The organism is Bartonella queenslandensis AUST/NH15 (assembly GCF_000312585.1).
Lineage (GTDB): Bacteria > Pseudomonadota > Alphaproteobacteria > Rhizobiales > Rhizobiaceae > Bartonella > Bartonella queenslandensis_A.
Map to the genome: position 1 here is coordinate 120,050 of NZ_HE998013.1, position 10,304 is coordinate 130,353.

Annotated in this window: 12 protein-coding genes; all 12 read right to left on the minus strand. The window is 38.9% G+C overall.

Annotated elements, in window-relative coordinates:
• Positions 1-76: 76 nt before the first annotated feature.
• The gene (locus tag BN338_RS08590; RefSeq protein WP_039761041.1) at positions 77-370 is read right to left on the minus strand and encodes a YggT family protein; all 294 of its coding nucleotides are present in this window, start codon (positions 368-370) and stop codon (positions 77-79) included.
• A gap of 342 nt (positions 371-712) precedes the next feature.
• Positions 713-1,273 (minus strand): invasion associated locus B family protein, encoded by a 561-nt coding sequence (locus BN338_RS08595; RefSeq protein WP_039761044.1) that lies wholly within the window; start codon positions 1,271-1,273, stop codon positions 713-715.
• Between the two features lie 109 nt (positions 1,274-1,382).
• Positions 1,383-1,904, minus strand: coding sequence for an RNA pyrophosphohydrolase (locus tag BN338_RS08600; protein ID WP_039761047.1), 522 nt, complete (start codon positions 1,902-1,904; stop codon positions 1,383-1,385).
• Between the two features lie 38 nt (positions 1,905-1,942).
• Complete coding sequence (locus tag BN338_RS08605) at positions 1,943-3,253, minus strand: S41 family peptidase (protein ID WP_039761049.1); 1,311 nt, start codon at positions 3,251-3,253, stop codon at positions 1,943-1,945.
• On the minus strand, positions 3,243-4,487 hold the full coding sequence (locus tag BN338_RS08610; RefSeq protein WP_051018531.1) for a murein hydrolase activator EnvC family protein: 1,245 nt from the start codon (positions 4,485-4,487) through the stop codon (positions 3,243-3,245). The genes BN338_RS08605 and BN338_RS08610 overlap by 11 nt, the downstream gene beginning before the upstream one ends.
• A 133-nt stretch (positions 4,488-4,620) precedes the next feature.
• Positions 4,621-5,103: a 23S rRNA (pseudouridine(1915)-N(3))-methyltransferase RlmH gene (rlmH, locus tag BN338_RS08615; protein WP_039761056.1), complete on the minus strand. Its 483-nt coding sequence runs from the start codon at positions 5,101-5,103 to the stop codon at positions 4,621-4,623.
• A 1-nt stretch (position 5,104) separates the two neighbouring features.
• Positions 5,105-5,494 carry a ribosome silencing factor gene (rsfS, locus tag BN338_RS08620; protein WP_051018518.1) on the minus strand — a complete coding sequence of 130 codons (390 nt, stop codon included), beginning with the start codon at positions 5,492-5,494 and terminating at the stop codon, positions 5,105-5,107.
• Between the two features lie 117 nt (positions 5,495-5,611).
• Positions 5,612-6,196 carry a nicotinate-nucleotide adenylyltransferase gene (locus BN338_RS08625; RefSeq protein WP_039761216.1) on the minus strand — a complete coding sequence of 195 codons (585 nt, stop codon included), beginning with the start codon at positions 6,194-6,196 and terminating at the stop codon, positions 5,612-5,614.
• Positions 6,197-6,225: 29 nt separating this feature from the next.
• Positions 6,226-7,482 (minus strand): glutamate-5-semialdehyde dehydrogenase, encoded by a 1,257-nt coding sequence (locus BN338_RS08630; RefSeq protein ID WP_039761062.1) that lies wholly within the window; start codon positions 7,480-7,482, stop codon positions 6,226-6,228.
• Between the two features lie 44 nt (positions 7,483-7,526).
• Complete coding sequence (gene proB, locus BN338_RS08635; RefSeq protein ID WP_039761065.1) at positions 7,527-8,666, minus strand: glutamate 5-kinase; 1,140 nt, start codon at positions 8,664-8,666, stop codon at positions 7,527-7,529.
• A 1-nt stretch (position 8,667) separates the two neighbouring features.
• Entirely contained in the window at positions 8,668-9,693 is a 1,026-nt protein-coding gene (gene obgE / locus BN338_RS08640; protein WP_039761069.1) for a GTPase ObgE, read from the minus strand.
• A gap of 172 nt (positions 9,694-9,865) precedes the next feature.
• Positions 9,866-10,304 (minus strand): SAM-dependent methyltransferase (locus BN338_RS08645; RefSeq protein WP_039761219.1); only part of this gene is annotated, 439 nt, incomplete at its 5' end.

Sequence of the window (10,304 nt, forward strand, 5' to 3'; positions counted from 1 at the left end):
GGGAATGAGGTATACAAACAAAACCAAGCTATTTTTATCAACTTGATAAAACATATACTCGCCTCAAGTAATATTTCTATAGATACATGCCTGCGTAAGCGCGCCACATGAAAGTACGAATAAAATAAATAATAATGAACACCACAATAGGTGAAATATCAATTGTTCCCAAATTTGGTAAAATCCGCCGGATAGGATTTAGAACGGGATTTGTAAGGCGATCTAGAAAGTTCCCTATCAAAACAACAAATCGATTGCGCGAATTTATGATATTAAAAACATAAAGCCAAGAAAAAATGACACTGGAAACTAGAATATCAGTATAAATATTAAGAATCAAATCGATTGCTCGAAGCAATGCATAAATCATACGTTATCCCTTTCAATCAAGGAAACAGAAAAGCGTATAGAAAACCTTCCTTAAGATGAGTCTATATATTGAATAATAGTTTTATACCCTAATATTCTATGAATAAAAAACTAAATATTCCAAACTTTCCACCTCCTTATTTAATGGAGATGAAGCTAGAAAACAAATATCAAAATTAAAAACAGCGTGTGAAAATAGAAGAAACGACGCAAAATCCGAGAACTCTAAAGCTCTCAATATTCCTTATAGGACTAATCTTAAATCTATCGTTTTAATTATCAATATATAAAAAACGCACAAACTAAAAACGGCCGTTAAAAGCCGCTTTTAGTTTATTTTCAATTATTTCTGCAAAGCAGCCAAACGGTTAAGAGCATTACTAAAACCATCGAGCTGAACAAATAAATCATTCAAAGATGGTTCACCTGCAGCAGCAATTGTCATCGCTAACTTTAATTGTTTTCCAGAACGTAAAGCTGCTACGTGACTTTTATCAAAGGCGACTGGAACCATACAACCTGCTGGTACACAAGTCCGAATACCAGTTTCAATAACAGCTTTTCCCTCATCAACTTGTAAACGAACAGGCTTAGAAACCAAAATGCCAAAAGGCACTGTTAAATTACCCGATACAACACCCTCAGCATTGAGAATAAGAGCCATAGCCACAACAACACGCCCCTGCTCATTTACTTCTTGACGGTGCATAAAGCAAACTTTTTTCCCTTCTTGTAACCCACAGTTAATGGTCCACAAGCCGTAGGTTTCAGTCAAAGAAGAAGCTCCATTTGGCAATGTCGCTGGTGCCTCTTTCGGTGCAGGAGGCTTTGAATTTGTCGCAAATGCAACAGATGAAATACTCAAAAGAGTACAAACTATAAGCAAATTAAATAACTTTTTCATTTTTATATTCCTGTTCTTTACATAAAAGAGAAACATGTTTATCATCTATAAATGATTATATTACATAAAGCATCTTAATAAAAAAAGCTTTCTCATAGTCATATAGCTTTTATAATGATCTAAGGCTACCTCGAAATTCGCTGACAACTCTCATATAAACATGCTTTTTAAAAGAAACAGCAATCGAAGGAAGGGCTTCTAGATCAATCCATTTCCATTGATCGAATTCTGCTTTATTGCCATCTGGTGACGGATTAATCACAATTTCAGAAAGCTCTCCCGTAAACTGGAAAGCAAACCATTTTTGTGTTTGCCCACGATATTTATTGCTTAATGTGCACGCAGGAAGTTCTTGTGGAAAATCATAATCGAACCAATTTTGTGCTTCTTTAATCAACTTTACAGATCGAATACCCGTTTCTTCATAGAGTTCGCGATATGCTGCATCTAATGGATTTTCATCTTCATCAATCCCTCCTTGAGGAAGCTGCCAACGATGAGATCTATCAATATCTGCATGAGTTGGCATCATTAAACGACGCCCAACCCAAACTTTACCCTCATGATTAAAGACAACAATTCCAACACATTTGCGATAAGGAAGGGGCTTCAAGTTAACATCTGCATCCATTTATATTCCTCAAAAGCACAAGCTATAGATATCATTTCTCACTTTAATATATCCTTATTGGGATCTGGTGGAAATGCTGCATTTGCCATCTCACCCCGTAACAGTTTATAAGCCTCATTCAATTGAATATCATCCTTAGGATCTTTCGGAACAAAAGCAGCTGAACCAGATCCTTTATTGCTTTCTCGTTTCCCTTTGATATGCCCTTTTAATGCAGACTCACCAACTTTTACATCATAACCTTTATATTTTTCAGGAAGTGGTTGCTCTACAATAATATCAGGTGTGATCCCCGTTCCTTGAATAGAAGTACCAGATGGTGTGTAATAAAGTGCTGTCGTTAAACGTAAAGCTCCATTTTCACCCAAAGGAATTATCGTTTGAACAGATCCTTTACCAAAAGACTGCGTACCCAAAATTGTCGCACGACGATGATCTTGTAGAGCACCTGCAACAATTTCAGAAGCACTCGCCGACCCCCCATTAATAAGAACAATAAGTGGTTTTCCATTTGTGGCATCACCTGGCTTCGCATCAAATCTCGTCACATCACTCTTTTTACGGCCACGCGTTGACACAATCTCACCTTTATTGAGAAAAGCACTCGAAACATTAACAGCTTGATCTAAAAGTCCACCAGGATTAAGCCGCAAATCAAGGACATAACCTTTTAGTTTATCTTCAGGAATTTTAGATTGGATATCCTTAATTGCTGCCAGAAGATTACCCAACGTCTGCTCAGAAAACTGAATAACTCTTAAATATCCAATGTCATCCTCAACGCGATATTTAACCGCTTTTACCTTGATAATATCACGAATAATCTTAACTTCAAATGGCTGATCAACGCCAGAACGAATAATTGTTAAGGTAATTGGTGTTCCAGGAGCCCCTCGCATTTTATTAACAGCTTCATTTAATGTTTGACCATTCGTTTGTACATCATCAATTTTTGAAATGAGATCTCCTGCTAAAATACCGGCTTTTGAAGCGGGAGTATCATCCATCGGTGAAACAACTTTAATTAAGTTTTTTTCCATAGTGACTTCAATACCAAGACCTCCGAATTCTCCTTTCGTAGAATCCCGCATATCTTTAGCTTCTTCAGCATTCAAATAAGATGAATGGGGGTCCAGTGATGTAAGCATACCATTGATAGCATTTTCAATAAGCTTTTTATCATCTGGAACTGTAACGTATTGCCTACGCACACGCTCAAAAACATCGCCAAATATGGCCAACTTTTTATATGCGTTATCTTCATTATTCGCAGCAACAGACTGCACCATAATCATTGAATAGGCGCCGAGCAATACCCCAGCGACCAAAAGAATAACTTTACGAATCATTTTGGCTCCTTCTCATTTTTTCAGTCTGCCACCAAGGAGTTGGATTTACAGGCTTTCCCTGTTTTCTAAACTCAATGTAAAGTATTGGAGCAGCTTTTCCTATATCCAATGCAACACTATTTGCAATAAATTGCATCCCCATCATACCCAGAGGCTCACCTGAAAGAACAAACTGCCCCTGTTTTACATTAATTTTCGACATTCCGGTAAGAATGATATGATAACCATTTCCAACATTGAGAATGATTAACTGTCCGTAAGAACGAAATGGCCCAGCAAAAGCAACAAAAGCATCTGCGGGCGATATAACAACAGCCCCTGACTCTGTTTCTATCGTCTCACCAAAACGCGTAATCTGCGAATTCTTATGAGAATATCGAATTCTTTTCCCTGAAACAGGAAAAAGTAAAGAACCTTTTCGGCCTTCAAAATTGGACTGCTCTAGCAATTGTAAACTTTTCCGTATCTGTATTGATGAATCAGAGTTAAGTTTTGACTGACGGTCAAGTTCTAAAATCAATTCTTCCAAAGACTGTGCTTTTTTAGCAAGAGCAATATTTTTTTGTTGCTGTTCTGTAAGTTCTTTTTCTGATTTTTTTTGTAGCGTGTTTTTTTTGTATAATAAAAGTTCTAGACGTTTTCGCTGCTCTGCTTGACTTTGCAGTTTGGCCTTTAACGCCGTATATTCCCTAGTAATGGATTTGCTTAAATTGGTCAACTCCTTGAGCTTCTCTGTTAAATCTCGTGTTTTCTCTTGCATATGAGGAATGACTGTCCCTAATAAAATAGAACTGCGCATAGAAGCCAATACGTCCTCTGGTTGTATCACAAGAGCCGGAGGGGGATTCAATCCCATACGTTCTAGAATTGCAAGAACTTCTGCAAATTCAGTGCGACGGCTTTTTAAATTTTGATAGACTTGTACCCGATTTTCTATCATTTTTTTAAGCTTTTCTTCCCTTTCAGCAATATCATCTGCGACTTTACGTTCTTCTTGAGCAGCTTTTATGAGTGCATCACTCAAAACACGTTGATCTTTTTTTAAATTCTCAACTTGACGCGTAAGAAAAACAACACGCTCACGCGAAAGTGAAATATTTTGACGAATTTCTCCCAATTCTTTATGTACTTGCGTACTCCTCATTGTATCTTCCGCTTGCGATACAGAAAAGCAAAAAAACATACTCAAGAGCAGGATGACAAATATCACGCATTCCCCATATAAGTATCGCATCTTTCTATGAAGAAGCTCTTTCATTTGCAAAAACCATAACACCTCATCGTACCACGAAAGATGCTTTAAACGGTATCGGCTAAAACTCTATTAATAAATATATAAATAAGTGCTAAAAATTGAATAAAAATATTTAAAAACGATGATATGGATGATGATTTGCAATGGTTACAGCACGGTAAAGTTGTTCTGCAAGAAGAATACGTGCAATTTGATGTGGCCACGTCATAAAACCAAAAGATAAAAGAAAATCTGCACGATTCCTTATTTGTTCGTTATGACCATCCGGTCCCCCTAAAGCAATGATGACATCCCGAATACCTTCATCACGATAACACTCTAATTTTTCAGCAAAAGAAACTGAAGAAATTGACTTTCCACGCTCATCCAACACAATGAATCGACATTTTTCAGGTAAAAACTCAATAAGTCTTCTGCCCTCTTCCTCCATACGTTGGCACGCTGTTTGAGCCCGACTTTCTGGTATCTCCTGTAACTTTTTTAAATGAAATCCTACAGCTCCAGAACTTTTAGAAAAACGATCCAAATAATGCTGAACCAATTTTTGCTCAGCTCCACTTTTCATACGACCAACCGTAAAAATAGAAATTTGCATTTTAATGATCTTCAAAGAGAACCGATGTTGTACTGCTTAAATCTGGAGCCATCCATATTTTTTCTAAATTATAAAAAAGACGAATTTCTGGACGAAAAAGGTGAATAATAATATCACCTGTATCAATCAATACCCAATCACCTCCAGAAAGCCCTTCTACACGCGCAAGCCCCTGCCCACTGTCTTTCCAAGTGCGTAGCAAATGATCAGCAATTGAAGATACATGACGCTGCGAATTTGCTGAAGCTATGACCATATAATCAGCTAAAGGTGACTTCCCTTGAATATCAACAGAAACAATATCTTCTGCTTTTGTATCTTCTAAACTCTTGAGAATAATTTCAAGACTCTCCTTAACAGAAAAAACTGCTTTTTCTGTTAAGGGCGTCATATTGTAAGAGTGGTTTTGTACAACGTTTCTCAGATTAATATTCCTTTCTTCTTGTTGTAGAATGTAAAAAAGTTTTCTCTAAAGAGAAGCAGAATCTTATAAATTGTTCAAGAAAAATTATTCTTTCTTCAAACGAAGCTTTGTTGAAGATTGAAAAGATAAAGGTCCATGCAAATAAGTCCAAACTGGTGGTTTTATAAAAGGTAATCGCTCACTTTCTCTCTCATCCAAACGAAACTGGCGATAAATGTGTGCCATAGGAGAAGAGAGGGCTGACTTATTACCTAAAGGACGATCAATAATTGCAATAGGAAGCATAGAGACAATATCACGCCATCGATACCAATGATGAATCATTGTAAAACTATCTGCCCCTATAATCCATATAAAATTTACGCCATTGTAATGGGTAAGAATATGAGAAATCGTATCACGTGATACTTTGCTCCCTATAGCCTGCTCAAAACCTGTTAAGCGAATTTTCGGATGATCAATAAGCTCAAAACTTAACCGCATTCTCTCCTCTAAAGAGAGTAACTGTGTACAATCCTTTAAAGGATTCCCTGGACTAACCATCCACCATAACTGATCAAGCTGCAAACGCCGAATAGCAATTTTTGCAACAAGAAGGTGCCCCTCATGCGGTGGATTAAAGGAACCACCAAAAAGACCTACAACATTTGATCTTTCAACATGTGGCATACGATTTTTCCATGGAAAAAATGGACTTTTCAAGCTCTAACCTGACCATTTCCTTTAACATGATATTGAAATGATGTTAGCTGTTCAACACCTATGGGGCCACGTGCATGCATTTTTCCTGTTGCTATACCAATTTCCATTCCAAAACCAAATTCACCTCCATCAGCAAATTGTGTGGACGCATTGTGCAATAAAATAGCTGAATCCAAATGATTAAAAAAATTCTTCACCACTTCCATATCTTCAGCAATAATCGATTCTGTATGTCCTGATGAATAACGCTTGATATGAGAAATGGCTCCCTCAACCCCCTCAACTGTTTTAACAGAAAGAATAGCATCAAGATATTCATGCGACCAATCCTCTTCAGTGGCTAATTTTACATCTGGCAGAAAAAACGCAATATCTTCTGTAGCACGGATTTCACACCCCTTCTCCTGTAAAGCAGTCAAAACGGGAAGAAATTTTTTTAATGCCTCGTTGTCGATGAGAACTGTCTCAACAGCACCACATATCCCTGTTCTACGCAACTTCGCATTTAAAACAATATTGCGCGCCATATCCAAATCTGCCGATTTATCAATATAAATATGGCAAAGCCCCTCTAAATGGGCAAAAATTGGAACACGTGCATCAGACTGAACGCGCGCAACAAGACTCTTTCCACCACGTGGCACGATCACATCAATCGCTCCATCCAATCCTTTGAGCATTTCCCCAACGGCAGCGCGATCTGTCGTTCCAACCATTTGAATCGCATCTTTAGGTAAACCAGCGTGTTCTAAACCTTGTACCAACGCACAGTGAAGAGCATGCGAAGAATGAAAACTATCCGAACCACCGCGCAAAATCGCAGCATTCCCCGCTTTTAAACACAAAGCACTCGCATCAATTGTAACATTTGGGCGACTCTCATAAATAATGCCAATCACACCAAGAGGTGTCCTTACACGACTTATATGAAGCCCATTAGGACGTGTCCACGCACTCATGACCTGCCCAACAGGATCAGATAAACGAGAGACTTGATGAACACTCTCTATCATTGCACCCAAACGTAATTCATCTAACTTGAGCCGATCAACCATTGCGGCGTTCAAATTATTCTGAGCAGCCTTCTCTAAATCCAAACAATTCGCCCGTAAAATTTCATCTGAGTGAGCCTCTAAGCTTAAAGCAATCATTTCCAATGCATTGTTCTTTTGCTCAGAAGAAGCAACAGCCAATGCTGCAGCGGCATAGCGTGCTTTTTGCCCCATATCTTTCATTTGTTCTTCTAAAGTCATCGTATCATTTACTCTACTAAAAAAATAAAACAAAAGTAATTTTTTTAAACAGAATTGGTCAAGCAGCGTAAAATCATATCATTACGATGCACCATAGCAGAGCGCGCCTCATATCCAAGAATAGATTCTATTTCTTCGCTTTTACGTCCTATAATGCGTACAGCTTCATCTGTGCCATAACTTACAAGCCCGCGCGCGATCTCAACCCCTTTTGTATCAACAATGGCAACCGTATCCCCACGTTGGAAACTTCCCTCAACAGCAATAACCCCTGCTGCTAATAATGATTTTCCTGATTCAAGAGCCTTGATGGCTCCTTGATCAATCGTCAAAATACCAGACGGATCTAAATGACCAGAAATCCATGTTTTCCAAGCACTAACAGATTTCTCACCGGCCGCAAAAAAACTCTTGCGTTCACCTTTATCAATCGCCGCAAGGGGATTCATACGTTTGCCTGAAGTAATAATCATCGCCGTTCCTGCAGCATTCGCTATCTTTCCGGCATCAAGCTTGGTCTTCATTCCTCCCCGTGAAAACTCTGAAGCAGCAACATCTGCCATTTTTTCGATATCATGTGTAATGGACGCAATAAAAGGAATAAATTCAGCCGTTGGATCACGATGGGGAGGCTTTGTATAAAGACCATCAATATCAGATAAAAGTATTAAAAGATCTGCTCCCATCATTGTTGCCACACGTGCTGCTAAACGATCATTATCGCCATAACGAATTTCATTTGTCGCAACAGTATCATTCTCATTAATAACAGGCACTGCTCCAAAACGTAAAAGCATATTAATCGTCGCACGTGCATTGAGATAACGCCTTCGCTCTTCCGTATCAAATAAAGTGAGTAAAATCTGACCTGTTTTGAGTCCATGCTGTGCAAGCGCATCACCATAGGTTTTTGCTAATTCAATTTGTCCTAAAGCAGCACATGCCTGACTTTCTTCCAATTTTAAAGCTCCCTTAGGAAGCTGCAGCAATGTTCTTCCCAGAGCAATAGCACCTGAAGACACTAATAATATCTCTACGCCTCCCTTGTGCAATTCAACAACATCATTAATCAAGCTTTTAAGCCATTCAACGCGTAAACCTGTCTGAGGATCAACCAAAAGTGCGGATCCAATCTTGACCACAATACGTTTATAATGGGTGAGTTTTTGCAATTCAACAGCCATCTCAATCAATCCTGCTATCCCCACCGTTCTCCTCTCTGCGTGACATTTCAATAATATGTGCACCAGCACGCAGCACATTTTCTAAACCTTCGCGGCTAACCGCAGAAAACATCATAACAGGTTGATTCGTTACTTTTCGCAAAGCTTCCTGTTTCGTTTTACGCTCTTCAATCGTAAGAGTATCTATCTGGCTTAAAGCGACAATTTCAGTCTTATCACTTAGATTATTTCCATAGGTCTCAAGTTCATGACGTACAATTTGATATGCTTTTGCGACATCTTCTTCTTGAGCAGAAATCAAATGAAGGAGGACACGACAACGTTCCACATGTCCTAAAAAACGGTCTCCAATTCCCACCCCTTCATGAGCTCCTTCGATTAACCCCGGAATATCAGCCAAAACAAATTCACGACCATCAATTCGTACAACACCAAGATGAGGATGAAGAGTGGTAAAAGGATAATCTGCAACTTTTGGCTTTGCCGCCGTTACAGAAGCTAAAAAAGTTGATTTTCCGGCATTGGGTAAACCGACAAGCCCCGCATCAGCAATTAACTTCAAACGAAGCCATATTGCACGCTCTTCTCCAGCCAAACCTGGATTTGCACGACGCGGTGCCCGATTTGTCGATGTCGTAAAGTGAAGATTGCCAAAACCGCCATTCCCTCCTTTTGCAAGACGATAGCGCTGCCCTACTTCTGTTAAATCACAGATTAACGTTGTATTATCTTCTTCAAAAATTTGCGTCCCAACCGGAACTTTCAGGATGACATCATCACCCTTCTCACCCGTCATATTACGCCCCTTGCCATGCCCCCCTGTTTTTGCTTTAAAATGCTGTTGGTAGCGATAATCAATCAGCGTATTAAGCCCATCAACAACAAGAGCCCAAACATCACCACCCCGTCCTCCATTCCCTCCATCAGGACCACCAAACTCTATAAATTTTTCACGGCGAAATGATACTGCTCCAGAACCTCCGTTACCGGAACGAATATAAACTTTAGCTTGATCAAGAAATTTCATGGGAAACACTCACTGAGGAATCAATCTCGCTACCTCTATAGATAATACATTAATTTTACCAGTTTTTCATCACTGATAACAGAAAAACTATCACTATTGCTGATAACTCTTTGAGAAAAAATCATCTCACTTAAATAGGTTAAGTAAAGCCAAGTCTTCTTAAAAGAAGGCGTTATTCTTGTATTTTTGTTTTTCCCTTAAATTCAAGCGCTAGAAGATAAAGCTCTACTGATTCTGATCGGCTTGCAGGTGGTTTGACATGGTAGACTTTTTTAAAATGCTGTTTTAATATCGCGAGAAGAGTATTTTCTGCTCCTCCTTGAAAAGCCTTTGCTAAAAAATGTCCCCCAGGCTTGAGAACCGAAAGAGCAAAATCAGCTGCAACTTCACATAAATAAATCGTTCTTAAATGATCCGTCTGACGATGACCTGTTGTTGGAGCAGCCATATCAGAAAGAACCACATCCGGTTTTGTTCCTAAAGCTTCAACTAATTTCTGCGGTGCATCTGCATGTAAAAAATCCATTTCTAACATTGCAACTCTAGGCAATGGATCAACATGCAAATAATCAATGCCAACAACACTAGGTTTTTCATCGCTTGACCCTACT

Coding starts and splice junctions, on each gene's coding strand:
- BN338_RS08590 (WP_039761041.1), bottom strand. CDS start 370: ATGATTTATGCATTGCTTCGAGCAATCGATTTGATTCTTAATATTTAT.
- BN338_RS08595 (WP_039761044.1), bottom strand. CDS start 1,273: ATGAAAAAGTTATTTAATTTGCTTATAGTTTGTACTCTTTTGAGTATT.
- BN338_RS08600 (WP_039761047.1), bottom strand. CDS start 1,904: ATGGATGCAGATGTTAACTTGAAGCCCCTTCCTTATCGCAAATGTGTT.
- BN338_RS08605 (WP_039761049.1), bottom strand. CDS start 3,253: ATGATTCGTAAAGTTATTCTTTTGGTCGCTGGGGTATTGCTCGGCGCC.
- BN338_RS08610 (WP_051018531.1), bottom strand. CDS start 4,487: ATGCGATACTTATATGGGGAATGCGTGATATTTGTCATCCTGCTCTTG.
- rlmH (WP_039761056.1), bottom strand. CDS start 5,103: ATGCAAATTTCTATTTTTACGGTTGGTCGTATGAAAAGTGGAGCTGAG.
- rsfS (WP_051018518.1), bottom strand. CDS start 5,494: ATGACGCCCTTAACAGAAAAAGCAGTTTTTTCTGTTAAGGAGAGTCTT.
- BN338_RS08625 (WP_039761216.1), bottom strand. CDS start 6,196: ATGCCACATGTTGAAAGATCAAATGTTGTAGGTCTTTTTGGTGGTTCC.
- BN338_RS08630 (WP_039761062.1), bottom strand. CDS start 7,482: ATGACTTTAGAAGAACAAATGAAAGATATGGGGCAAAAAGCACGCTAT.
- proB (WP_039761065.1), bottom strand. CDS start 8,666: ATGGCTGTTGAATTGCAAAAACTCACCCATTATAAACGTATTGTGGTC.
- obgE (WP_039761069.1), bottom strand. CDS start 9,693: ATGAAATTTCTTGATCAAGCTAAAGTTTATATTCGTTCCGGTAACGGA.